At 52.4% G+C, this 24,509-nt stretch carries 18 protein-coding genes, 3 tRNA genes and 3 rRNA genes; 16 read left to right on the top strand and 8 right to left on the bottom strand.

Features of this window, described 5'->3' with window-relative positions; genetic code table 11:
* The first annotated feature begins 143 nt into the window (after positions 1 to 143).
* The 6 genes from FD428_RS17245 to dkgB all read left to right on the top strand — a co-directional run bounded on the left by FD428_RS17245 (position 144) and on the right by dkgB (position 6,286).
* Positions 144 to 1,685, top strand: a 16S ribosomal RNA gene (locus FD428_RS17245).
* A gap of 85 nt (positions 1,686 to 1,770) precedes the next feature.
* Positions 1,771 to 1,846, top strand: a tRNA-Glu gene (locus FD428_RS17240).
* 226 nt (positions 1,847 to 2,072) lie between these two features.
* Positions 2,073 to 4,978 (top strand): 23S ribosomal RNA (locus FD428_RS17235).
* A 95-nt stretch (positions 4,979 to 5,073) separates the two neighbouring features.
* Positions 5,074 to 5,189, top strand: a 5S ribosomal RNA gene (gene rrf, locus FD428_RS17230).
* Together the 16S, 23S and 5S rRNA genes with 2 tRNA genes alongside form the textbook arrangement of a ribosomal RNA operon.
* A gap of 53 nt (positions 5,190 to 5,242) precedes the next feature.
* A tRNA-Asp gene (locus tag FD428_RS17225) sits at positions 5,243 to 5,319 on the top strand.
* A 163-nt stretch (positions 5,320 to 5,482) separates the two neighbouring features.
* Positions 5,483 to 6,286 (top strand): 2,5-didehydrogluconate reductase DkgB, encoded by an 804-nt coding sequence (dkgB, locus tag FD428_RS17220; protein ID WP_114847653.1) that lies wholly within the window; start codon positions 5,483 to 5,485, stop codon positions 6,284 to 6,286.
* 24 nt (positions 6,287 to 6,310) lie between these two features.
* Here the strand turns inward: dkgB and yafC are convergent, their stop codons facing one another.
* Positions 6,311 to 7,225, bottom strand: coding sequence for a DNA-binding transcriptional regulator YafC (gene yafC / locus FD428_RS17215; RefSeq protein WP_012133790.1), 915 nt, complete (start codon positions 7,223 to 7,225; stop codon positions 6,311 to 6,313).
* 299 nt (positions 7,226 to 7,524) lie between these two features.
* Between yafC and FD428_RS17210 the strand changes: the two genes are divergently transcribed.
* Entirely contained in the window at positions 7,525 to 8,325 is an 801-nt protein-coding gene (locus tag FD428_RS17210; RefSeq protein ID WP_024130650.1) for an endonuclease/exonuclease/phosphatase family protein, read from the top strand.
* A gap of 76 nt (positions 8,326 to 8,401) precedes the next feature.
* A complete protein-coding gene (locus FD428_RS17205; RefSeq protein WP_071260099.1) occupies positions 8,402 to 9,172 on the top strand; it encodes a class I SAM-dependent methyltransferase in 771 nt (256 codons plus the stop codon).
* A 48-nt stretch (positions 9,173 to 9,220) separates the two neighbouring features.
* On the opposite strand, the gene mltD is transcribed toward FD428_RS17205, so the two are convergent.
* Together mltD and gloB are read right to left on the bottom strand one after the other, a co-directional pair.
* Positions 9,221 to 10,588: a murein transglycosylase D gene (gene mltD, locus FD428_RS17200; protein ID WP_047458772.1), complete on the bottom strand. Its 1,368-nt coding sequence runs from the start codon at positions 10,586 to 10,588 to the stop codon at positions 9,221 to 9,223.
* A gap of 71 nt (positions 10,589 to 10,659) precedes the next feature.
* Complete coding sequence (gene gloB, locus FD428_RS17195) at positions 10,660 to 11,415, bottom strand: hydroxyacylglutathione hydrolase (RefSeq protein WP_114847654.1); 756 nt, start codon at positions 11,413 to 11,415, stop codon at positions 10,660 to 10,662.
* A 33-nt stretch (positions 11,416 to 11,448) separates the two neighbouring features.
* Between gloB and FD428_RS17190 the strand changes: the two genes are divergently transcribed.
* Complete coding sequence (locus FD428_RS17190; RefSeq protein WP_012133785.1) at positions 11,449 to 12,171, top strand: class I SAM-dependent methyltransferase; 723 nt, start codon at positions 11,449 to 11,451, stop codon at positions 12,169 to 12,171.
* On the opposite strand, the gene rnhA is transcribed toward FD428_RS17190, so the two are convergent.
* Positions 12,168 to 12,635 (bottom strand): ribonuclease HI, encoded by a 468-nt coding sequence (gene rnhA, locus FD428_RS17185; RefSeq protein ID WP_012133784.1) that lies wholly within the window; start codon positions 12,633 to 12,635, stop codon positions 12,168 to 12,170. The two genes, FD428_RS17190 and rnhA, sit on opposite strands and share 4 nt — an antisense overlap.
* 64 nt (positions 12,636 to 12,699) lie before the next feature.
* Between rnhA and dnaQ the strand changes: the two genes are divergently transcribed.
* Both dnaQ and FD428_RS17175 read left to right on the top strand, forming a co-directional pair.
* A complete protein-coding gene (dnaQ, locus tag FD428_RS17180) occupies positions 12,700 to 13,431 on the top strand; it encodes a DNA polymerase III subunit epsilon (protein WP_024130648.1) in 732 nt (243 codons plus the stop codon).
* A gap of 133 nt (positions 13,432 to 13,564) precedes the next feature.
* Positions 13,565 to 13,641: transfer RNA gene (locus FD428_RS17175), tRNA-Asp, on the top strand.
* Between the two features lie 116 nt (positions 13,642 to 13,757).
* Here the strand turns inward: FD428_RS17175 and FD428_RS17170 are convergent.
* Positions 13,758 to 14,528 (bottom strand): amidohydrolase, encoded by a 771-nt coding sequence (locus FD428_RS17170; RefSeq protein WP_114847655.1) that lies wholly within the window; start codon positions 14,526 to 14,528, stop codon positions 13,758 to 13,760.
* 107 nt (positions 14,529 to 14,635) lie between these two features.
* The gene (gene fadE / locus FD428_RS17165; RefSeq protein WP_047458764.1) at positions 14,636 to 17,083 is read right to left on the bottom strand and encodes an acyl-CoA dehydrogenase FadE; all 2,448 of its coding nucleotides are present in this window, start codon (positions 17,081 to 17,083) and stop codon (positions 14,636 to 14,638) included.
* A gap of 238 nt (positions 17,084 to 17,321) precedes the next feature.
* Here fadE and lpcA point away from each other — a divergent pair, with 238 nt between their 5' ends.
* Both lpcA and FD428_RS17155 read left to right on the top strand, forming a co-directional pair.
* Positions 17,322 to 17,900, top strand: coding sequence for a D-sedoheptulose 7-phosphate isomerase (gene lpcA, locus FD428_RS17160; protein WP_024130646.1), 579 nt, complete (start codon positions 17,322 to 17,324; stop codon positions 17,898 to 17,900).
* A gap of 130 nt (positions 17,901 to 18,030) precedes the next feature.
* Positions 18,031 to 18,798 carry a class II glutamine amidotransferase gene (locus FD428_RS17155; RefSeq protein ID WP_101743955.1) on the top strand — a complete coding sequence of 256 codons (768 nt, stop codon included), beginning with the start codon at positions 18,031 to 18,033 and terminating at the stop codon, positions 18,796 to 18,798.
* Here FD428_RS17155 and dpaA read toward each other — a convergent pair.
* On the bottom strand, positions 18,769 to 19,509 hold the full coding sequence (gene dpaA / locus FD428_RS17150) for a peptidoglycan meso-diaminopimelic acid protein amidase (protein WP_012133778.1): 741 nt from the start codon (positions 19,507 to 19,509) through the stop codon (positions 18,769 to 18,771). The genes FD428_RS17155 and dpaA overlap by 30 nt on opposite strands.
* 271 nt (positions 19,510 to 19,780) lie before the next feature.
* Here dpaA and dinB point away from each other — a divergent pair, with 271 nt between their 5' ends.
* Positions 19,781 to 20,836, top strand: a complete 1,056-nt coding sequence (dinB, locus tag FD428_RS17145) for a DNA polymerase IV (RefSeq protein WP_012133777.1) — start codon at positions 19,781 to 19,783, stop codon at positions 20,834 to 20,836.
* 103 nt (positions 20,837 to 20,939) lie between these two features.
* Here the strand turns inward: dinB and pepD are convergent, their stop codons facing one another.
* Positions 20,940 to 22,397, bottom strand: coding sequence for a cytosol nonspecific dipeptidase (pepD, locus tag FD428_RS17140; RefSeq protein ID WP_104869055.1), 1,458 nt, complete (start codon positions 22,395 to 22,397; stop codon positions 20,940 to 20,942).
* Positions 22,398 to 22,654: 257 nt separating this feature from the next.
* On the opposite strand from pepD, the gene gpt reads away from it, so the two are divergent.
* Together gpt and frsA are read left to right on the top strand one after the other, a co-directional pair.
* The gene (gene gpt / locus FD428_RS17135; protein ID WP_006685917.1) at positions 22,655 to 23,113 is read left to right on the top strand and encodes a xanthine phosphoribosyltransferase; all 459 of its coding nucleotides are present in this window, start codon (positions 22,655 to 22,657) and stop codon (positions 23,111 to 23,113) included.
* A gap of 99 nt (positions 23,114 to 23,212) precedes the next feature.
* Positions 23,213 to 24,457, top strand: coding sequence for an esterase FrsA (gene frsA / locus FD428_RS17130; protein ID WP_104869054.1), 1,245 nt, complete (start codon positions 23,213 to 23,215; stop codon positions 24,455 to 24,457).
* The last annotated feature ends 52 nt before the right edge of the window (positions 24,458 to 24,509 follow it).

Genomic DNA, 24,509 nt, shown 5'->3' with positions numbered 1-24,509 from the left:
CTGCTCTTTAACAATTTATCAGACAATCTGTGTGGGCACTCAAAGTGACATGGATTCTTGACGTCGCAAGACGAAAAATGAATACCAAGTCTCTGAGTGAACACGTAATTCATTACGAAGTTTAATTCACGAGCATCAAACTTAAATTGAAGAGTTTGATCATGGCTCAGATTGAACGCTGGCGGCAGGCCTAACACATGCAAGTCGAACGGTAACAGGAAGCAGCTTGCTGCTTCGCTGACGAGTGGCGGACGGGTGAGTAATGTCTGGGAAACTGCCTGATGGAGGGGGATAACTACTGGAAACGGTAGCTAATACCGCATAACGTCGCAAGACCAAAGAGGGGGACCTTCGGGCCTCTTGCCATCAGATGTGCCCAGATGGGATTAGCTAGTTGGTGGGGTAACGGCTCACCAAGGCGACGATCCCTAGCTGGTCTGAGAGGATGACCAGCCACACTGGAACTGAGACACGGTCCAGACTCCTACGGGAGGCAGCAGTGGGGAATATTGCACAATGGGCGCAAGCCTGATGCAGCCATGCCGCGTGTATGAAGAAGGCCTTCGGGTTGTAAAGTACTTTCAGCGGGGAGGAAGGTGTTGTGGTTAATAACCGCAGCAATTGACGTTACCCGCAGAAGAAGCACCGGCTAACTCCGTGCCAGCAGCCGCGGTAATACGGAGGGTGCAAGCGTTAATCGGAATTACTGGGCGTAAAGCGCACGCAGGCGGTCTGTTAAGTCAGATGTGAAATCCCCGGGCTCAACCTGGGAACTGCATCTGATACTGGCAGGCTTGAGTCTCGTAGAGGGGGGTAGAATTCCAGGTGTAGCGGTGAAATGCGTAGAGATCTGGAGGAATACCGGTGGCGAAGGCGGCCCCCTGGACGAAGACTGACGCTCAGGTGCGAAAGCGTGGGGAGCAAACAGGATTAGATACCCTGGTAGTCCACGCCGTAAACGATGTCGACTTGGAGGTTGTGCCCTTGAGGCGTGGCTTCCGGAGCTAACGCGTTAAGTCGACCGCCTGGGGAGTACGGCCGCAAGGTTAAAACTCAAATGAATTGACGGGGGCCCGCACAAGCGGTGGAGCATGTGGTTTAATTCGATGCAACGCGAAGAACCTTACCTGGTCTTGACATCCACAGAACTTGGCAGAGATGCCTTGGTGCCTTCGGGAACTGTGAGACAGGTGCTGCATGGCTGTCGTCAGCTCGTGTTGTGAAATGTTGGGTTAAGTCCCGCAACGAGCGCAACCCTTATCCTTTGTTGCCAGCGGTTAGGCCGGGAACTCAAAGGAGACTGCCAGTGATAAACTGGAGGAAGGTGGGGATGACGTCAAGTCATCATGGCCCTTACGACCAGGGCTACACACGTGCTACAATGGCATATACAAAGAGAAGCGACCTCGCGAGAGCAAGCGGACCTCATAAAGTATGTCGTAGTCCGGATTGGAGTCTGCAACTCGACTCCATGAAGTCGGAATCGCTAGTAATCGTGGATCAGAATGCCACGGTGAATACGTTCCCGGGCCTTGTACACACCGCCCGTCACACCATGGGAGTGGGTTGCAAAAGAAGTAGGTAGCTTAACCTTCGGGAGGGCGCTTACCACTTTGTGATTCATGACTGGGGTGAAGTCGTAACAAGGTAACCGTAGGGGAACCTGCGGTTGGATCACCTCCTTACCTTAAAGAACCTGCCTTTGTAGTGTCCACACAGATTGTCTGATGAAAAGAAAGAAGCAAGGCGTCTTGCGATTGAGACTTCAGTGTCCCCTTCGTCTAGAGGCCCAGGACACCGCCCTTTCACGGCGGTAACAGGGGTTCGAATCCCCTAGGGGACGCCAGCGTTCAACTGATGAGGTCAGACCTCCCAGGGGACGCCACTTGCTGGTTCGTGAGTGAAAGTCACCTGCCTTAATATCTCAAAACTCATCTTCGGGTGACGTTTGAGATATTTGCTCTTTAAAAATCTGGATCAAGCTGAAAATTGAAACGACACACGTAAAGTGTGTATGAGTCTCTCAAATTTTCGCAACACGAAATGTTTCACGAAACATCTTCGGGTTGTGAGGTTAAGCGACCAAGCGTACACGGTGGATGCCCTGGCAGTCAGAGGCGATGAAGGACGTGCTAATCTGCGAAAAGCGCCGGCGAGGTGATATGAACCCTTGACCCGGCGATGTCCGAATGGGGAAACCCAGTGTGATTCGTCACACTATCGTTAGCTGAATACATAGGCTAACGAGGCGAACCGGGGGAACTGAAACATCTAAGTACCCCGAGGAAAAGAAATCAACCGAGATTCCCCCAGTAGCGGCGAGCGAACGGGGAGGAGCCCAGAGCCTGAATCAGCTTGTGTGTTAGTGGAAGCGTCTGGAAAGTCGCACGGTACAGGGTGAAAGTCCCGTACACGAAAACGCACAGGCTGTGAGCTCGATGAGTAGGGCGGGACACGTGGTATCCTGTCTGAATATGGGGGGACCATCCTCCAAGGCTAAATACTCCTGACTGACCGATAGTGAACCAGTACCGTGAGGGAAAGGCGAAAAGAACCCCGGCGAGGGGAGTGAAAAAGAACCTGAAACCGTGTACGTACAAGCAGTGGGAGCCTCTTTTATGGGGTGACTGCGTACCTTTTGTATAATGGGTCAGCGACTTATATTCTGTAGCAAGGTTAACCGCATAGGGGAGCCGAAGGGAAACCGAGTCTTAACTGGGCGTTAAGTTGCAGGGTATAGACCCGAAACCCGGTGATCTAGCCATGGGCAGGTTGAAGGTTGGGTAACACTAACTGGAGGACCGAACCGACTAATGTTGAAAAATTAGCGGATGACCTGTGGCTGGGGGTGAAAGGCCAATCAAACCGGGAGATAGCTGGTTCTCCCCGAAAGCTATTTAGGTAGCGCCTCGTGAATTCATCTCCGGGGGTAGAGCACTGTTTCGGCTAGGGGGCCATCCCGGCTTACCAACCCGATGCAAACTGCGAATACCGGAGAATGTTATCACGGGAGACACACGGCGGGTGCTAACGTCCGTCGTGAAGAGGGAAACAACCCAGACCGCCAGCTAAGGTCCCAAAGTCATGGTTAAGTGGGAAACGATGTGGGAAGGCCCAGACAGCCAGGATGTTGGCTTAGAAGCAGCCATCATTTAAAGAAAGCGTAATAGCTCACTGGTCGAGTCGGCCTGCGCGGAAGATGTAACGGGGCTAAACCATGCACCGAAGCTGCGGCAGCGACACTATGTGTTGTTGGGTAGGGGAGCGTTCTGTAAGCCGTTGAAGGTGGCCTGTGAGGGTTGCTGGAGGTATCAGAAGTGCGAATGCTGACATAAGTAACGATAAAGCGGGTGAAAAGCCCGCTCGCCGGAAGACCAAGGGTTCCTGTCCAACGTTAATCGGGGCAGGGTGAGTCGACCCCTAAGGCGAGGCCGAAAGGCGTAGTCGATGGGAAACAGGTTAATATTCCTGTACTTGGTGTTACTGCGAAGGGGGGACGGAGAAGGCTATGTCGGCCGGGCGACGGTTGTCCCGGTTTAAGCGTGTAGGTGTGTGCTCCAGGCAAATCCGGTGCACTTTAACACTGAGGCGTGATGACGAGGCACTACGGTGCTGAAGTGACAAATGCCCTGCTTCCAGGAAAAGCCTCTAAGCATCAGGTAACATCAAATCGTACCCCAAACCGACACAGGTGGTCAGGTAGAGAATACCAAGGCGCTTGAGAGAACTCGGGTGAAGGAACTAGGCAAAATGGTGCCGTAACTTCGGGAGAAGGCACGCTGATATGTAGGTGAAGTGACTTGCTCATGGAGCTGAAATCAGTCGAAGATACCAGCTGGCTGCAACTGTTTATTAAAAACACAGCACTGTGCAAACACGAAAGTGGACGTATACGGTGTGACGCCTGCCCGGTGCCGGAAGGTTAATTGATGGGGTTATCCCTCGGGAGAAGCTCTTGATCGAAGCCCCGGTAAACGGCGGCCGTAACTATAACGGTCCTAAGGTAGCGAAATTCCTTGTCGGGTAAGTTCCGACCTGCACGAATGGCGTAATGATGGCCAGGCTGTCTCCACCCGAGACTCAGTGAAATTGAACTCGCTGTGAAGATGCAGTGTACCCGCGGCAAGACGGAAAGACCCCGTGAACCTTTACTATAGCTTGACACTGAACACTGGTCCTTGATGTGTAGGATAGGTGGGAGGCTTTGAAGTGTGGACGCCAGTCTGCATGGAGCCGCCCTTGAAATACCACCCTTTAATGGCTGGTGTTCTAACGTGGGCCCGTGATCCGGGTTGCGGACAGTGTCTGGTGGGTAGTTTGACTGGGGCGGTCTCCTCCTAAAGAGTAACGGAGGAGCACGAAGGTCAGCTAATCCTGGTCGGACATCAGGAGGTTAGTGCAATGGCATAAGCTGGCTTGACTGCGAGCGTGACGGCGCGAGCAGGTGCGAAAGCAGGTCATAGTGATCCGGTGGTTCTGAATGGAAGGGCCATCGCTCAACGGATAAAAGGTACTCCGGGGATAACAGGCTGATACCGCCCAAGAGTTCATATCGACGGCGGTGTTTGGCACCTCGATGTCGGCTCATCACATCCTGGGGCTGAAGTAGGTCCCAAGGGTATGGCTGTTCGCCATTTAAAGTGGTACGCGAGCTGGGTTTAGAACGTCGTGAGACAGTTCGGTCCCTATCTGCCGTGGGCGCTGGAGAACTGAGGGGGGCTGCTCCTAGTACGAGAGGACCGGAGTGGACGCATCACTGGTGTTCGGGTTGTCATGCCAATGGCACTGCCCGGTAGCTAAATGCGGAAGAGATAAGTGCTGAAAGCATCTAAGCACGAAACTTGCCCCGAGATGAGTTCTCCCTGACTCCTTGAGAGTCCTGAAGGAACGTTGAAGACGACGACGTTGATAGGCCGGGTGTGTAAGCGCAGCGATGCGTTGAGCTAACCGGTACTAATGAACCGTGAGGCTTAACCTTACAACGCCGAAGATGTTTTGGCGGACTGAGAGACGATTTTCAGCCTGATTACAGATTAGAGTTTAATGCGAGAGGCATTAGACGAACAGAATTTGCCTGGCGGCCGTAGCGCGGTGGTCCCACCTGACCCCATGCCGAACTCAGAAGTGAAACGCCGTAGCGCCGATGGTAGTGTGGGGTCTCCCCATGCGAGAGTAGGGAACTGCCAGGCATCAAATTAAGCAGTAAGCTGATGTGAAATCAGTGGATGTAGAAAAATTCGGTGGAGCGGTAGTTCAGTTGGTTAGAATACCTGCCTGTCACGCAGGGGGTCGCGGGTTCGAGTCCCGTCCGTTCCGCCACTTATTAAGAGCCCTGAGCTAACGCTCAGGGCTTTTTTCTTGTCTGCTGTTCCATTATTGCTTATTTCGCAAAAATCCTCTGCGTTCTACGATCTTTTTCCGCATAAAAACAACCGCGATAATCCCTCCTCAGTTAACGACACAACAATTAATGAGGAACTCAATGACAATCCCTGCATTTGGTTTAGGTACTTTTCGCTTGAAAAACGATGTTGTTATCGCATCGGTCAAAACAGCGCTGGAACTGGGCTATCGTGCAATTGATACCGCACAAATCTATGATAATGAAGCGGCTGTTGGTCAGGCGATTGCCGAAAGTGGCATCCCGCGTGGCGAGCTGTACATCACCACCAAGATTTGGACTGAAAATCTCAGCAAAGAGAAGCTGATCCTGAGTCTGAAAGAAAGTCTGGAAAAACTGCGCACTGATTATGTGGATCTGGCATTGATCCACTGGCCGTCACCAAACGATGCGGTATCTGTCGAAGAGTTCATGCAGGCGCTGCTGGAAGCAAAAGAGCAGGGACTGACGCGCGAAATCGGTATTTCTAACTTTACTATCCCGTTGATGGAAAAAGCCATTGCCGCTGTCGGCGCAGAAAACATTGCGACTAACCAGATTGAACTGTCTCCGTATCTGCAAAACCGCAAGGTCGTGGATTGGGCAAAACAGCATGGAATTCACATCACCTCTTACATGACGTTGGCTTATGGTAAGGCACTGAAAGATGAAGTGATTGCCCGTATTGCCGCTAAGCACAATGCGACTCCTGCGCAGGTGATCCTTGCATGGGCAATGGGAGAAGGCTACTCCGTAATTCCTTCTTCCACTAAACGTGAAAACCTGGCAAGCAACCTACTGGCGCTCGATCTGCGTCTGGATGCCGAAGATAAAAAGGCGATTGCCGCACTGGACTGCAACGATCGCCTTGTCAGCCCGGAAGGTCTGGCGCCAGAGTGGGACTGATCGACTAATCCTCTCTCTGTATCCTTAACCCTCTTTTACAGCTCCTTCGGGGGCTGTTTTTACATGATCGCTGAGAAAATCGATAAATGCCCGAATGCGGGTACTGACCGCACGATCGCTGTAATAAACGGCACTGAAAGGCATCTCTACCGGTAGGCGCTTATCGGCCATCAGCTCCACAAGCTCTCCCCGCGCGATTTCTTTATCAATCATATAGTCAGACAGGCAGGCGATCCCGTTACCACTCAGACAAAGCTGCTTGAGCGTCTCACCGCTATTTGACGACAGACCGCTGCTGATTTCATGGAGTTGCCCGTCGCTACATGCTACAGGCCATGTATTGAGCGAAGCCGGTTCAGTGAATCCGAGACATAGATGCTGTTTTAACTCTTCAATGGTTTCGGGTTTGCCAAAGCGGGCAATATAATCCGGCGACGCGATAATCTTTCGATAACTGGTAAAGAGCGGGCGGGCGCGCAGGCTTGAATCGGTCAGCGTCCCGGCACGTATGGCGACATCGACCTTTCGTTCAATCAGATTGATGAATGTTTCTGAGGAAACCAGTGATAACGTCATTTCTGGATAACGCTCGCGAAAAGGCTTAACCAGCGGCATCAGAAAGTGCAGTATCACCGGCGTGGCGGCGTCGATACGCAACAGGCCGCGTGGAGTGCTTCGCGTTTCCATCACCTCCGTTTCAGCGGCGGCCATGTCTTGTAGTATCGACTGCACGCGACGAAAATAACGTTCGCCTTCTTCCGTCAGACTCAGCTGGCGTGTTGTGCGATTAAGCAGACTCACGCCCAGTTTCATTTCCAGCTTTTTGACCGCCCGGCTGACCGCAGAATTCGCCTGTCCAAGTTGCTCCGCAGCGCGGCTAAAGCTACCGCTTTCGACTACGGCAACAAATATCACGAGTTCTTCTGAAGTGGCTTTCATTTTTGCACCTGAAGCAAAATTATATTGATATTTTGGCTATTTTTTCATTAAAACATCCTGGGCTGTTGGTTTCAATCTGCGCGTGAGGTGTGGTGGCCGGAGCGCCTGTTCTGACGGCGTTAACCTGTGATCGGTTGGATAGGCCAGTTCGCGCTGTTCCTGGTTAAATTTACGGAGGTAAGCGCTTGCTTACAAAACAATATGTAACTGCTCGTTGAAAGTGTGAGCTAAAATCCCTATAACAGAATAACCAGTCCGTGCCCGGGCTGGTTGACGTTACAGAGGTTTTAAAGTCAAACGTGCGAAAAAATACTTATGCCATGCGCTATATTGCCGGACAACCCGCCGAGCGGATTTTACCGCCTGGGTCGTTTGCGAGTATTGGCCAGGCATTACCCGCCGGAGTGCCGTTAAGCAGTGAAGACCGCATTCGGATTCTGGTGTGGAATATCTTTAAACAGCAGCGGGCCGAATGGTTATCGGTGCTGAAAAACTTTGGCAAAGATGCGCACCTGGTTTTATTACAGGAAGCGCAAACCACGCCTGAACTGGTGCAGTTTGCGACCGCTAACTATCTTGCAGCCGATCAGGTTCCCGCTTTTGTGTTACCTCAGCATCCTTCGGGTGTTATGACGCTTTCTGCTGCTCATCCCGTCTACTGTTGCCCGCTGCGCGAACGTGAGCCCATTTTACGTCTGGCGAAGTCAGCGCTGGTGACCGTTTATCCTTTGCCTGATACGCGATTGTTGATGGTGGTAAACATTCACGCCGTTAACTTCAGTCTTGGGGTGGATGTGTATAGTAAGCAGTTACTTCCTATTGGCGATCAAATTGCGCATCACAGCGGCCCGGTGATTATGGCCGGTGATTTTAATGCCTGGAGCCGACCACGAATGAACGCGCTGTATCGCTTTGCGCGCGAGATGTCCCTGCGCCAGGTGCGTTTTACTGACGATCAGCGCCGACGGGCGTTTGGCCGTCCTCTTGATTTTGTGTTTTATCGAGGTTTGAACGTTAGCGAGGCTTCCGTTCTGGTCACGCGCGCGTCCGATCATAACCCGCTACTCGTTGAATTCAGTCCCGGCAAACCTGAACAATAAGGTGTGTCAGGTCTGCCGTGGGGCAGGCCTGAAGTGGTGCTGCCCTTTATTTTGCAAACAACCAAAGGACAACACGATGACAACACACTCCCACCATGACAACGTCGAAAAGCAGTTTGGCTCTCAGGCAAATGCCTATTTAACCAGCACCGTTCATGCTTCTGGTCGTGACTTACAGCGACTGGCGGAACGGCTGTCCTCTTTTCCGCATGCCAGCGTACTGGATATGGGATGTGGCGCCGGGCACGCCAGTTTTATTGCTGCGCAGAACGTAAAGCAGGTGGTGGCTTACGATTTGTCTTCGCAGATGCTTGAGGTCGTCGTACAGGCGGCGAAAGAGAAAGGTTTAGAAAATATCGCGACCCGACAGGGGTATGCTGAAAATCTGCCGTTTGAGGATCACGCCTTTGATGTTGTGATTAGCCGCTATTCTGCACATCACTGGCATGATGTTGGGCTGGCACTGCGTGAAGTCAACCGGGTTCTGAAAGCGGGTGGCGTGTTGATTATGATGGATGTGATGTCGCCTGGGCATCCGGTGCGCGATATCTGGTTACAGACTGTAGAAGCGTTACGCGACACTTCTCATGTACGTAACTACTCCAGCGGTGAGTGGCTGTCTCTGGTGAATGATGCGAATCTGATTGTCGATACGTTGTTAACGGACCGCTTACCGCTGGAGTTCAGTTCATGGGTAGCGAGAATGCGTACGCCTGCGGCGCTGGTTGAGGCTATTCGTTTGTATCAGAAGAGCGCATCCGCGGAGGTAAAAGCGTATTTCGCTTTGCAGGAGGACGGTTCGTTTACCAGCGATACGATTATGGTTGAGGCGCATAAAGCGGCATAAATAAAAAAGGCACTGGGGGGAAACCAGTGCCTTTTCTGAGTCATGCTATCAGGAGTCAGGTGTGCTGCTGTTCTTCACAAACAACGTTAGCTGATCGCCTGGTTGCAGATTTGCTGTATCGCTGTTCCAGCGCATCACATCTTTGATGTTCACCCCGTGACGTTTGGCGATACTCGAAAGCGAATCACCTTTCCGCACACGATAGGTAATGCTATCGCTGTTGTTGGCCAGACGCTGTGCGCTACTGCCTGCGCCAATCGTCAGACTTTGGCCCACTTTCAGGTTAGATCCGCGCAGACTATTCCACTGCTGCAAATCTTTCGTGCTCACGCCAAGGCGTGCCGCGATGCCGGAAAGCGTATCGCCAGAGCGAACTTTGTAGCTACGGCTGTTCAGCGGCGTATTGTCTGCGACCAGCGTAGACTGTACGGCAGCAATTTCGCCTGAAGCCAGAGACTCACGCAGTTGTTCTGCATGCTTCTTTGGCACCATCACGTACTGTGGGCCGCTAACGCCTAGCGTAGAGCCTTTCACGCCAGCATTAAACGCCTTCAGCTTGGTGACGGACATGCCCGCCATATCTGCAACCTGCGCCATCTCAACCGGGCTGCTCAAACGAACGCGCGCCAGCGCACGGCTTTCGTCTGTGGTTGGCAGACGCACGCCATAGCGTTTGCTGTTTTTGAGAATATCGCTCAATGCCAGCATTTTTGGCACGTACAGCTTCGTTTCCTGAGGTAACGAAAGCGACCAGAAGTCGGTGGCTTTGCCACGCGCCTTATTCGCTTTGATTGCCTTCATCACGCGACCTTCGCCGCTATTATAAGCTGCAACGGTCAACAGCCAGTCGCCATCAAACATCTTATTCAGACGCTGCATCATGTCTAACGCGGCCGTTGTGGAAGCCACAACGTCACGACGCGCATCATAATTGCGGGTCTGTTTCAAACCATAATTGCGCCCTGTGCTCGGAATGATCTGCCAGATGCCTGCGGCATTGGCGCCAGACGTTGCGTGTGGGTCAAAAGCGCTCTCCACTATGGGTAGTAGTACCAGTTCCATCGGCATGTTACGTTTCTTAACCTGCCCGGCTATCCAGTACATATACGGCTCTGCCCGTAAAGTTACATCGTGGAGATAGCTCTTATTGCGTAAATACTTCTGTTTCTGTTCGCGTATCCGGTTGTTCTCCGGAATTCCCATCTTTAGCTCGTCGCCAATGAAAGCCCACAAGTCTTGATCCGGCGCGAGAGACGTCCCATCGTCCATCCATCGTGCCTGACTCGTAAACTTTCCTGCTTCCCCTTGACCAGCTGCAGAAAGGCTCTGTGCGTGCTGTTGGACGTTGCCAGTGTTCTGAGACGACTGGCACCCCACAAGCAGGACAGAGGCGAGTAATATCGCTTTTGCCTTCATGTGTGTGTCAATAGTTGCTTAAAAGACGACCGATCATAACGGCGAAGTTCGCCAATGACAAGTAGGAATTGTCAGAAGCTGTCTTTCTTTGACCTTAACCAGGCAAAACGCTCTTCAGGTTGTTGCAACTTTGTTTCTTTGTTTATTTCATTAATTAAATCAGGATCTTCCGTTCTCAAAAAAATATTATTTTTCCGCTCATTTTTCAGAATTACGGGGAGTGTAATTTGGTTTTTTGCGCGTAACTCATTAACTTTACGATAATATTCATTTATGAACGAATCGTGCGGTAGGATGCTCAATGCAAACTTCATGTTTGCTAAAGTATACTCATGTGCGCAACAAATCAGCGTATCGTCAGGAAGGGCGCTGATTTTTTTAAGTGATTGATACATCTGTGAGGCTGTACCTTCAAACAGGCGTCCACAACCTCCAGAGAAAAGGGTGTCGCCGCAGAAAAAGTAAGGGTGGCTAAAGTAACAGATATGTCCTAAAGTGTGACCCGGTGTGGCAAATATACTAAATTCATGCCCTAAAACGAGGGCGCTATCGCCATCTTTGACTACGCGCGTGGTTCCCTTATCTTGTGTTTCTGCCGGTCCGTAAACCACTACGTGCGGAAAATGTTGAAGAAGTTCTTTCACGCCGCCAACATGGTCGTGGTGATGGTGAGTGAGGAAAATCGCTTCCGGCTGCCAGTTCTTCTCTTTGATGGCGTTTAGCACGGGAGCCGCTTCGCCAGGATCAACGATCAGACAACGTCCTTCATTATTACTCAGAACCCAGATGTAATTGTCCTGAAATGCGGGAATACTGTTAAGATTCATAAATTACCTCTTAGTGCGTAGCGGAAGGTTGTGATGAAACCGGCAAGGATCCCTCAAACAGTCATAGCTCCCCATCGCTGGGGCGATTTGCCCTGGGGTGAATACTATCGTGAGGCGCTGGAGCATCAGCTTAACCCGTGGTTCGCCAAAATGTATGGTTTTCATTTGCTTAAAATTGGTAATTTAAGCGCAGAAATCAACTCTGAAGCGTGCGCCGTTTCTCATCAAGTCAATATTTCCCTGCAAGGCGCGCCCGTCCAGGTTCAGGCCGATCCCTTACATCTTCCCTTTGCCGATAAGTCTGTTGATGTTTGTCTGTTGGCGCATACGCTACCGTGGTGCGTCGACCCACATCGGTTACTGCGTGAGGCCGATCGGGTGTTAATTGATGATGGCTGGCTGGTTTTGAGTGGTTTTAACCCGATTAGTCTGATGGGCCTGCGTAAGCTGGTGCCCGTCTTGCGTAAATCTTCACCTTATAACAGCCGGATGTTTACGCTGATGCGCCAACTGGACTGGCTCTCGTTATTGAATTTTGAAGTGCTGCACTACAGTCGTTTTCATGTTTTACCCTGGTCAAAGCAAGGGGGAAAGCTGCTGAGCACGCATATTCCGGCGCTGGGCTGCCTGCAACTGATTGTGGCGCGTAAGCGAACCATCCCGCTTACGCTTAACCCGATGAAACAAAATAAAAGCAAAGCGCGGATTCGCCAGGCCGTGGGCGCGACCCGGCAATACCGTAAGCCAGACGCTTAAGCCTCTGCCTGATAGCCAACGTCTTCCTGCGTAGGATTCATCGCTGCCGCACGCGCCAGCTCATCGCAACGTTCGTTTTCAGGATGGCCGGCATGGCCTTTTACCCATTCCCATTTGATTTGATGTTGGCCCAGCGCGGCATCAAGGCGCTTCCAGAGATCGACATTCTTTACCGGCTTTTTCTCTGCTGTTTTCCAGCCGCGCTTTTTCCAGTTGTGGATCCATTGCGTAATTCCCTGACGGACATACTGGCTGTCCGTGCTTAATGTGACTTCACAATGTTCTTTTAACGCTTCCAGCGCGACGATGGCCGCCATAAGCTCCATGCGATTGTTAGTTGTGAGGCTATATCCTTCGCTAAAGGTTTTTTCATGGCCGCGATAGCGTAAAATAGCGCCATAACCACCTGGACCTGGATTTCCCAGGCAAGAACCATCGGTGAAAATTTCTACCTGTTTAAGCATCTCTGGTAGACTTCCTGTAATTGAAATCGATCGTAAAACGACAAGTCTGACATAAATGACCGCTATGAGCACTGCAATTACACGACAGATCGTCCTCGATACCGAAACCACCGGTATGAACCAGATCGGCGCCCACTACGAAGGCCATAAGATCATTGAGATCGGTGCGGTCGAGGTCGTGAACCGCCGCCTTACCGGCAATAACTTCCACGTCTATCTAAAACCGGACCGACTGGTGGACCCGGAAGCGTTCGGCGTACACGGTATTGCGGATGAATTTCTGCTCGATAAACCCGTTTTTGCCGATGTGGTTGACGACTTCCTGGAGTATATCCGTGGCGCGGAACTGGTGATCCATAACGCATCGTTTGATATCGGCTTTATGGATTATGAGTTCGCCAAGCTCAGTCGTGGTATTCCGAAAACAAGCGAGTTCTGCAAAATCACCGATAGCCTGGCGCTGGCGAGGAGGATGTTCCCCGGCAAGCGTAACAGCCTTGATGCGCTTTGTTCACGCTATGAGATAGATAACAGCAAACGTACGCTGCACGGCGCATTGCTCGATGCCCAGATTCTGGCCGATGTCTATCTGGCGATGACCGGCGGGCAAACGTCGATGGCCTTCTCAATGGAAGGGGAAACGCAGCAGCAGCAGGGTGAAGCGACAATCCAGCGTATTGTCCGTCAGGCCAGCAAGTTACGCGTTGTTTTAGCGACTGATGAAGAGCTGATGGCGCATGAGTCGCGTCTCGACCTGGTGCAGAAGAAAGGCGGAAGTTGCCTCTGGCGAGCGTAATTCGGGGTTTTACGACGTAAAAATAGCCGTCCGGGTGATTTTTACAGCAAACGATTCAAAACGTGAGAAAAACCGTTGACGAGGTGCAAGGCAATCCGTAATATGCGCTTCGTTCCCAAGAGGAACACAACGCGGAGCGGTAGTTCAGTTGGTTAGAATACCTGCCTGTCACGCAGGGGGTCGCGGGTTCGAGTCCCGTCCGTTCCGCCACTATTCAGAAAGCCTGAATCAGAAATGATTCAGGCTTTCGTCGTTTTTAGCCTTCAACAAAAATTATCCTTTTCTGTAGAAATGCCAGAATCGTTGCAAAGAAGGATAAACAATCATCAGCGTAACGTGAACGGGTCGGCGTCCTGCCATGCCGGAAATTTCTCGCGGTATTCCCGTAACGCCGTGAGTGACAGGTCTGCATCAATACGTGTCGCCTGATGTGGCTCGGCGGTGGCGATAATCTCTCCTTGCGGGTTAATCACCCGACTGTCCCCACGGTAATGGTGCCCGTTGCCGTCAGTGCCAACACGGTTGCAGCCTGCTACATAGGCCTGGTTTTCAATCGCGCGTGCGGTGAGCAGCGCCTGCCAGTGTAGAGAACGCGGAGCAGGCCAGTTCGCTACATACAGCGCCAGGTCATAATCATTAAGATTGCGGGACCATACCGGAAAACGCAGGTCATAACACACTAACGGCAGAATACGCCAGCCGCGCCATTCAACGACAACACGTTTATCGCCCGCCTGGTAATGATGATGTTCATCCGCCATGCGGAACAGATGGCGTTTATCATAGCAATGAACGTTGCCGTCAGGTTCAACCAGTAAAAAACGGTTTACCGGGCCACGTTCGGTTTGCAACGCAGCGCTGCCCGCAATCAGGGCATCAGTCTGTTGTGCTTTGGCCTGCATCCAGTCGATCGCATCTTCTTGCGGGAGTGACTGAAGTGCGGCTTCCATCGTAAAACCGGTGGTAAACATTTCAGGTAAAACAATGACGTCACGTCCGGTGATGGTTTCCAGCAGTCTGTCAAAATGACGTAAATTGGCCGGACCGTCCATCCAGACCAGCGGTTGTTGCAACAGGGTAATTTTCAAACCAGGCACGATCGGGGCTCCTCGTTGAACAGCATTTTTACACTGTAGCATGAGCATCAACGAAAATGTGGCAATAAAAAGCCCCGCAGAAGCGGGGCTTTCAGGGGAGATGAGGATTAAGCGGCTTCTACTTTACGCACTTGCTTCTCTGGCAACTTTACCGGCTGAGTCGCCAGCGCGTCGGCATCAAAATCATCAACGTTAATGCTGCGCAGACGGCTTTCTTCCGCTTTCACCAGAATGGCGGCTTCATCGTTATCAATCAGCCCTTTTGCCAGCGCGTTATGCGCCAGTTCATCCAGACGGGTAAACGGCAGATTTTTACCCAGCTCTTTGCAGATCCGCTGGTGGATAGGATCTGCCGCTATCACGTCCAGCAGCGCTTCTTCCAGCAAGCCGACCGGGTTATGCTCGCTCGGCGTCAGGTATTGACCGCGACCGATACGTGAACGGGTTGCGCTCGGTACTTGTAGAATCTGCGCGACCTTATGATCCAGCTTGTCGGAAGGGGCAAGGTAGTGACGACCGGTTGGGAAGATCACCACGTTCAGCAGACCCGCAACAAAACGGTTCGGGAAGTTTTGCAGCAGTTCATCCATCGCTTGCTCCGCCTGATACAACGCATCCTGTACGCCCCAGTGCACCAGCGGCAGATCGGCTTCGTTACGGCCTTCATCGTCATAGCGTTTCAGCACGGCGGAGGCCAGATACAGCTGGCTTAAAATATCGCCCAGGCGTGCGGAGATACGTTCACGACGTTTCAGGCTACCGCCCAACACCGCCATTGAGACATCAGACAGCAGGGCCAGGTTGGCGCTCAGTCGGTTAAGGTGCTGGTAATAACGTTTCGTTGCGTCGCTGGTCGGGGTGTAGCTGGTCAGGCCGCGGGTCAGACCGAGCCAGAAGCTGCGTACTTTGTTGCTACCGACATGGCCGATATGTTTAAACAGCAGATTGTCGAACGCATTCACATCGTTGCTTTGCGCGGCGGCCATCTCTTCCAGAACATACGGATGACAGCGAATCGCCCCCTGACCGAAGATCATCATGCTGCGGGTCAGGATATTCGCACCTTCAACGGTGATGGCGATAGGCGCCCCCTGGTAAGAACGCGCCAGGAAGTTGCTTTCGCCGAGCATAATGCCTTTACCACCGGTAATGTCCATTGCGTCGATGATGGACTGCTGGCCGCGATGGGTACAGTGGTACTTGACGATAGCTGACAGCACCGCCGGTTTTTCACCCAGCATAATGCCGTAGGTAATCAGCGACGCTGCGGCGTCCATTACGTAGGCGTTACCGGCAATGCGCGCCAGCGCCTCTTCAATACCTTCCATCTTGCCGATAGAGATTTTGAACTGGCGACGAATATGGGCATATGCCCCGGTTGCCAGCGCGACGGATTTAACCCCGCCGGTCGAGTTGGACGGCAGCGTGATACCACGGCCTACCGACAGGCATTCCACCAGCATACGCCAGCCCTGGCCTGCCATCTTCGGCCCGCCAATGATGTAGTCGATCGGCACAAAGATATCTTTGCCGTGCGTAGGCCCGTTCTGGAACGGTACGTTCAGTGGGAAGTGACGGCGACCAATTTCGACGCCAGGCGTTGAGGTCGGGATCAGCGCACAGGTGATACCCAATTCTTCTTCGCCACCCAGCAGTTTTTCCGGGTCAGAGAGTTTAAAGGCCAGGCCCAGCACGGTCGCGATAGGGGCCAGCGTAATGTAACGTTTGTTCCAGGTCAGGCGCATACCCAGCACCTGCTGGCCTTGCCATTCGCCCATGCAGACGACGCCGGTATCAGGAATTGCGCCCGCATCGGAGCCCGCTTCCGGGCTGGTCAGCGCGAAGCAAGGGATCTCCTGACCACGCGCCAGACGCGGCAGGTAATGGTTTTTCTGCTCTTCAGTACCGTAGTGTTGCAGCAGTTCACCTGGGCCTAATGAGTTAGGCACGCCCACGGTAATCGCCAGAATCCCGGAAACGCCGGAGAGTTTTTGCAGCACGCGAGACTGCGCATACGCCGAAAACTCCAGGCCGCCGTACTCTTTCTTGATGATCATCGCGAAGAAGCGATGCTCTTTCAGGTAGTCCCACAGCTCCGGCGGCAGATCGGCTAATTCGTGCGTGATCTGGAAATCATTCGCCATACGGCAGGCTTCTTCTACCGGGCCATCCAGGAACGCCTGTTCTTCAGCAGTCAGATGCGGTTGCGGATAGTTGTGCAATTTTTTCCAGTCAGGTTTGCCCTGGAAGAGATCGCCTTCCCACCATGTTGTACCGGCATCAATGGCCTCTTTCTCCGTGCGCGACATCGGCGGCATCACTTTACGGAAGCTACGAAACGCTGGCGCAGAGATCATCGACTTACGCATCGGCGTAACGTTAAACGGTACGAGGATAATGGCCAGAGGAACCAGCACCCAGATAGACCACAGGCCAGCAACGCCCAGCGCGGCTGTCCATGCGAGTAAAATCAGGCTGCTGAGGAATAAGCTCACGCGGTGATAAAACAGCGCGCCGAGCAGAACAACCGTTGCGAGAATACTCAAAATCATCATAACGAAAAGCTCCCTTGCTTGTAGGAGGTCTGACCACTTGTGATGATATGGTTGTAGTGGATGTCATTTCTTTTAGCAATGTGTTTACAAAATAATTACAACGAAGCTCACATTGTTGCCGTTTTCACCGGCACAAAAAATCAAAAGCCAGCGGCATTCCTGTGGCTTGTGCTTCTCGCTTTCTGCGCTATCCGGTACACTGCATCTGTCAATTACATTCATGCTGAAGGATATCCTCATGTACCAGGATCTTATTCGTAACGAACTGAACGAAGCGGCGGAAACGCTGGCCAATTTTTTAAAAGATGAAGCCAATATTCACGCTATTCAGCGCGCGGCGGTCCTGCTGGCAGACAGTTTTAAAGCGGGTGGCAAGGTACTTTCCTGCGGTAACGGCGGCTCTCATTGCGACGCGATGCATTTTGCCGAAGAGCTGACCGGTCGCTACCGCGAAAACCGTCCAGGCTACCCGGCGATCGCTATTTCTGACGTCAGCCATATCTCCTGTGTCAGTAATGATTTTGGTTACGACTATGTTTTCTCCCGCTACGTTGAAGCGGTTGGCCGTGAAGGGGATGTGCTGTTAGGGATCTCAACTTCGGGCAACTCTGGTAACGTGATTAAAGCGATTGCCGCAGCACGCGAGAAGGGAATGAAAGTCATCACCCTGACCGGGAAAGACGGCGGTAAAATGGCAGGGACGGCGGATATTGAAATTCGCGTGCCGCATTTCGGTTATGCTGATCGTATTCAGGAAATCCATATCAAAGTGATTCATATCCTGATCCAATTGATCGAAAAAGAGATGGTTAAGTAAGCGGATAATTCTTTACTGTGTTTTTGCCGGATGATGACGTTAAAGCGTCTTATCCGGCCTACATTTGATTTGTCCAGGCCTGATAAGCGCAGCGCCATCAGGCGGTTCAGCGTTTTAAGGTAGGTGATGTATGTGCGAACTGCTCGGGATGAGCGCCAATGTGCCAACCGATATTTGCTTTAGTTTCACCGGGCTGGTTCAGCGTGGTGGAGGAACCGGGCCGCACAAAGACGGCTGGGGCATTACGTTTTATGAAGGTAAAGGGTGTCGCACGTTTAAAGATCCGCAACCCAGTTTTAATTCGCCCATCGCCAGACTGGTGCAAGACTATCCCATCAAATCCTGTTCCGTCGTTGCCCATATTCGCCAGGCGAATCGTGGGGAAGTGGTGCTGGAAAATACGCATCCGTTTACCCGTGAGCTTTGGGGGCGTAACTGGACGTATGCGCATAACGGGCAGCTCAACGGCTACAAATCACTTGAAACCGGTAATTTTCGCCCGGTTGGTGAGACGGACAGCGAAAAAGCGTTCTGCTGGCTGCTGCATAAGCTGACGCAGCGTTATCCGCGCACGCCGGGCAATATGATGGCGGTATTTAAATATATTGCGACGCTGGCAGAAGAACTCCGTAAGAAAGGTGTCTTCAACATGCTGCTGTCAGACGGGCGCTATGTTATGGCCTATTGCTCGACCAATTTATTCTGGATCACCCGCCGCGCGCCGTTTGGCGTTGCCACGCTGTTGGACCAGGATGTGGAAATCGACTTCAGTTCACAAACCACACCGAATGATGTGGTTACCGTGATTGCAACGCAGCCGCTGACGGGAAATGAAACCTGGCAAAAGATTATGCCAGGCGAATGGCGATTATTTTGTCTCGGGGAGCGTATAGTTTGACGCCAGCTGTGGCTGAACCACTTCATGGCTCAACGGTTTGCTGACCACGTAACGGCCATCAACAACGGAAACCGTTGGTGGCTTACGGGTTTGCTCAAAGTAGTCGTAGCCCGGTTTTAGCTGCGTCCAGAAATCTTTGTAATACGAATACTTATGGCGCTGCATATTTGCATCGGTCATGCGGAAGGGATAGATGCTCACCTGTACGCTGGATTGCCCGAATACCAGGGCGCCGGTTACAAACTGGAAAATCTCATCAATGCCGCTGTCGGTCATGGCATAGCAACCGACGGAGACGCAGGCGCCGTGGATCATCAGATACTTACCTTCATAACCGTGTGCGCGGTCATAGGCGTTCGGAAAACCGATATTAATGGCCTTATAGAAACGGCTGTCCGGTTTGAGCTGATTACGCTGGACGCTGTAAAAACCTTCCGGGCTTTTAAAGTCACCCTGGCGCTGTTTGGGGCCTAAGCCACCGGAATAGTTGCAAATTTTGTAGCTGTCGAGCAATTGATATTGCTCACCCATCTTGACGTACAGATCGAGCGTACGCTCTTCTTTAAAGATCTGAATATAGACAGGCGACCCCATCAACTGCTGCTTATATTCTTTACTGACTGGCGTGGTTGGGCTGCTACTGCTTAGCAAACCGGCAAATGAGACGCACGGGATCAGAAGCATCGCAAGAAAAAATGCGATTTTACGCATACTGCTTATTCCTTGATAAAACGGTTACACACGCCAGAACGGCAAACAGAGTCCCCAAATCAGACTAATCCGTATTTGGTGCGCTCACATTATCACCACGGCAGTTTTTCGCAAGCCCCAGGCGATGCGTTTACAATTTAGTTTCTCTTTATACTGAAATTTAGCCGTCAAGGCAGTCAGAACCCGGCGCATTCTGCCGCGGCTTAATTTCCACTCGCTTCTCACAATACAAAATATACTGTATACTTAAACAGTATTGCAGAGGTGAGCCATGCGCAAAATCATACATGTTGATATGGACTGTTTTTACGCGGCGGTTGAAATGCGCGATAACCCGGCCCTGCGTGATATTCCCATTGCTATCGGCGGCAGCCGCGAGCGCAGGGGCGTTATCAGTACGGCAAATTATCCCGCCCGCAAATTTGGCGTGCGCAGCGCGATGCCGACCGGTATGGCGCTTAAGCTTTGCCCGCACCTCACGCTATTGCCGGGGCGGTTTGAGGCGTATAAAGAAGCGTCGCAGCATATCCGTGAAATCTTCTCTCGCTATACTTCGCGTATAGAGCCGCTTTCGCTGGATGAAGCTTATCTGGACGTTACCGACAGCACTTATTGCCACGGCTCCGCCACGCTTATCGCTCAGGAAATCCGTCAGACGATTTTTAACGAACTCCAGCTCACCGCATCAGCAGGTATTGCTCCGGTTAAGTTTCTGGCAAAAATTGCTTCTGATCTTAATAAACCGAATGGGCAATATGTGATTACCCCCGCCGATGTTCCTGAGTTTCTCAAAACCTTACCGCTGGGGAAAATTCCGGGGGTGGGTAAAGTGTCTGCGGCCAGGCTGGAAACGATGGGGCTGCGTACCTGTGAAGACGTGCAAAAGTACGATCTGGCGATGTTACTCAAGCGCTTTGGTAAGTTTGGCCGCGTGTTATGGGAGCGTAGCCAGGGGATTGATGAGCGGGATGTAAACAATGAAAGACTGCGTAAATCGATAGGCGTTGAACGTACGCTGGCGGAGGATATTCACGAATGGGCGGAATGCGAGGCGATCATTGAGCGGTTATATCCAGAGCTGGAAAGGCGGCTGGCAAAAGTGAAGCCTGACCTGCTCATCGCCCGCCAGGGGGTTAAATTAAAATTTAACGATTTCCAGTTGACCACTCAGGAGCACGTCTGGCCGCGTTTAAGCAAGGACGATTTAATCACGACGGCGCGTAAAACCTGGAATGAGCGGCGGGGAGGGCGGGGCGTGCGGCTGGTAGGGTTACACGTTACGCTACTGGACCCACAACTGGAAAGACAGCTTCTGCTGGGGCTGTGACTTTGATGTATTGCCGGATGGCGCTGCGCTTATCCGGCCTACAAATCAGCGTGTAGGCCGGATAAGGCGTTTACGCCGCCATCCGGCAATGTTTCGTAGCGACTTACTTCGCCGGAATAGACTTCAGCAGTTCAGTCAGAAGCCGCCAGTAGTGACCGACGCTTTCGATATGAACCTGCTCATCTGGAGAGTGCGGGCCGGTAATGGTTGGCCCGATAGAGACCATGTCCATATCCGGGTACGGTTTTTTGAACAGACCGCATTCCAGACCCGCGTGAATAATCTGGATGTTCGGCGTCTTATTGAACAGACGCTGGTAAGTTTCACGCACCAGGTGCATTACCGGCGAGTTCGCATCTGGCTGCCAGCCCGGATAGCCGCCTTTTGCTTCGGTTTTCGCGCCAGCCAGTTTACCCAGCGAATCCAGCATGCTCACCACGTAGTCTTTACCGCTGTCGATCAGCGAGCGGATCAGGCAGTGGATTTCCACGTTGTTGTCGGTCATGGTCACAACGCCCACGTTCAGGGACGTCTCAACCACGCCTTTCGCTACGTCGGAATTGCGAATCACGCCGTTTGGCGTGGCGTTCAGCAGACGGATAAAGCCATCGCGGGACGAGGCAGTCAGCGCCGCTTTGTCGTTAGCGGCTGCTTCCAGCAGAACCACCAGATTCTTCTCTTTCTCTGCCAGTTCGTTTTTCAGGATCTCCTGATAAGCGTTCACCCGTGTTTTCAGCGCATCGACGTTATCTGCCGCTACAGCAACGGTGGCGAAGGCTTCACGCGGGATAGCGTTACGCAGCGTACCGCCGTTGAAATCAACCAGACGCAGACCCAGTTCTTCAGCATGATCCGCCAGGAAGCGCACCAGCAGCTTGTTGGCATTGCCGAGACCGACGTGGATTTCGCCGCCGGAGTGGCCGCCTTTCAGGCCTTTCAGCGTCAGTTTAAAGCTCTGGAAACCCGCCGGAATGGCTTCACGGGACAGCGGCAGGTTAGAGGTAAAATCGATACCGCCTGCACAGCCCATGTAGATCTCACCTTCTTCTTCGGAGTCGGTATTGATCAGAATATCGGCCTGTAGCCAGCCAGGTTGAAGGCCGAATGCGCCGTCCATACCGGCTTCTTCCGTCATGGTCAGCAGCACTTCCAGCGGGCCGTGCACGACGTTGTCGTCAGCCAGAACGGCCAGCGCGGAAGCCATACCAATGCCGTTATCCGCGCCCAGCGTGGTGCCGCGGGCTTTTACCCACTCGCCGTCAATATAAGGCTGGATCGGATCTTTGGTGAAGTCGTGTACGGTGTCGTTGTTTTTCTGCGGAACCATATCCAGGTGCGCCTGCAAAACCACTGGTTTGCGGTTTTCCATACCTGCGGTGGCAGGTTTACGAATCAGGATATTACCGACCCGATCGCGCTCAGCGTGGAAACCTTTCTCTTTGGCCCAGCCCATAATGTGTTCAGCGAGCTGCTCTTCATGGTAGGACGGATGAGGAATAGAACAGATTTTTGCAAAAATATCCCACAGCGGTTGTGGAGATAATTGAGACAGTTCAGACACGATAAGTCTCCTTGACGATGTCCTGCAAAACTTTCTTGCAGGCCACAGGGTTAGCAGATTGATTGTCACCACAAGTCGGGCTTGCGAGATGCGATTGAGAATACCACTTTCCTGGTCTTCGGGTAGTATAAAGCACGTAAAAAGAGGGCTGGATTCCGCGAAACACTGGTTTTTAGCGCGTCAGGTCTCTATAATCTCGCGCAACCTGGTTCACCCTCAATTTTTAAGCCGTAGATAAACAGGCTGGGACACTTCACATGAGCGAAAAATACGTCGTCACCTGGGACATGTTGCAGATTCACGCACGCAAACTGGCAAGCCGCCTGATGCCTTCTGAACAATGGAAAGGCATTATTGCCGTCAGCCGTGGTGGTCTGGTACCGGGCGCATTGCTGGCGCGTGAGTTGGGTATTCGCCATGTCGATACCGTTTGCATCTCCAGCTACGACCACGACAACCAGCGCGAACTGAAAGTGCTGAAACGTGCGGAAGGCGATGGTGAAGGTTTCATCGTGATCGACGATCTGGTCGATACCGGCGGTACTGCTGTTGCTATCCGCGAAATGTACCCTAAAGCTCATTTCGTCACTATCTTCGCTAAACCGGCTGGCCGCCCGCTGGTGGATGATTATGTGATTGATATCCCGCAGGACACCTGGATTGAACAGCCGTGGGATATGGGCGTGGTATTCGTCCCGCCAATCTCTGGTCGCTAATCACTGAAATTTTCAACGCCTGGCAATGCCGGGCGTTGTTTTTTTTAGCCGCACACACGTTACAATAGGCCTCAGTAAGTACCCTTGGAGGCTGCACGAATGTCACAGGCTAACCTCAGCGAAACCCTGTTTAAACCCCGTTTCAAACATCCTGAAACGTCGACGCTTGTCCGGCGCTTCAATCACGGAACGCAGCCGTCCGTGCAGTCCACTTTGGATGGTAAAAACGTGCCGCACTGGTATCGCATGATCAACCGTCTGATGTGGATCTGGCGCGGTATCGATCCGCGAGAAATCCTTGATGTGCAGGCGCGTATCGTAATGAGCGAAGCCGAGCGAACCGACAAAGAGCTGTACGACACGGTGATTGGCTACCGTGGCGGTAACTGGATCTTTGAATGGTCGAAACAGGCGATGGAATGGCAGCAGAAAGCCTGCCAGGAAACAGACTCACAGCGCAGCGGGCGTCACTGGCTGCACGCTTCCTCGCTCTACAACATTGCGGCTTACCCGCATCTTAAAGGGGATGAGCTGGCGGAGCAGGCGCAGGCGCTGGCGAACCGCGCGTATGAAGAGGCCGCGCAACGCTTGCCGGGCTCGCTGCGTGAAATGGCGTTTTCGATCCCCGGCGGCGCGCCTGTCACTGCGTTTTTGCATATGCCGAAAGGGGATGGCCCGTTCCCGACCGTACTGATGTGCGGCGGCCTGGACTCCATGCAAACGGACTATTACACCCTGTTCGAACGTTACTTCGCGCCGCGCGGTATGGCGATGCTGACGCTGGATATGCCGTCGGTTGGATTCTCGTCAAAATGGAAACTCACCCAGGACTCCAGTCTGCTGCATCAGCATGTGTTGAAAGCGCTGCCTGGGGTGCCGTGGGTTGATCATACCCGGGTGGCGGCGTTTGGTTTTCGTTTTGGCGCTAACGTTGCGGTACGTCTGGCCTACCTGGAAGCGCCGCGACTGAAAGCGGTAGCCTGTCTGGGGCCGGTGGTCCATGCGTTGTTAAGCGATTCACAACGTCAGGGGACGGTGCCGGAAATGTATCTTGACGTGCTGGCAAGCCGTCTGGGGATGCATGATGCGTCAGATGAAGCGCTGCGCGTTGAGCTAAATCGTTATTCACTGAAGGTGCAGGGGTTGCTCGGCAGACGCTGCCCAACGCCGATGTTATCTGGCTTCTGGAAAAACGATCCGTTTAGCCCGGAAGAGGAGTCCCGGCTCATCACCTCGTCATCTTCCGACGGTAAGCTGATGGAGATTCCATTTAATCCGGTGTATCGCAATTTTGACACTGCGCTGAAAGAAATTACCGGTTGGATCAATCACAGATTGTGTTAATGGATTGCTAAATTTTATTGTTTTGGTAAAACAGTTGCTTCACCAAAGGAGA

It is taken from the genome of Citrobacter sp. TBCP-5362, assembly GCF_005406305.1.
In the GTDB taxonomy this organism is placed as follows: domain Bacteria; phylum Pseudomonadota; class Gammaproteobacteria; order Enterobacterales; family Enterobacteriaceae; genus Citrobacter_B; species Citrobacter_B koseri.
Note: the sequence above shows the minus strand (reverse complement) of the source record. Positions and strands in the feature narration are given on the sequence as shown.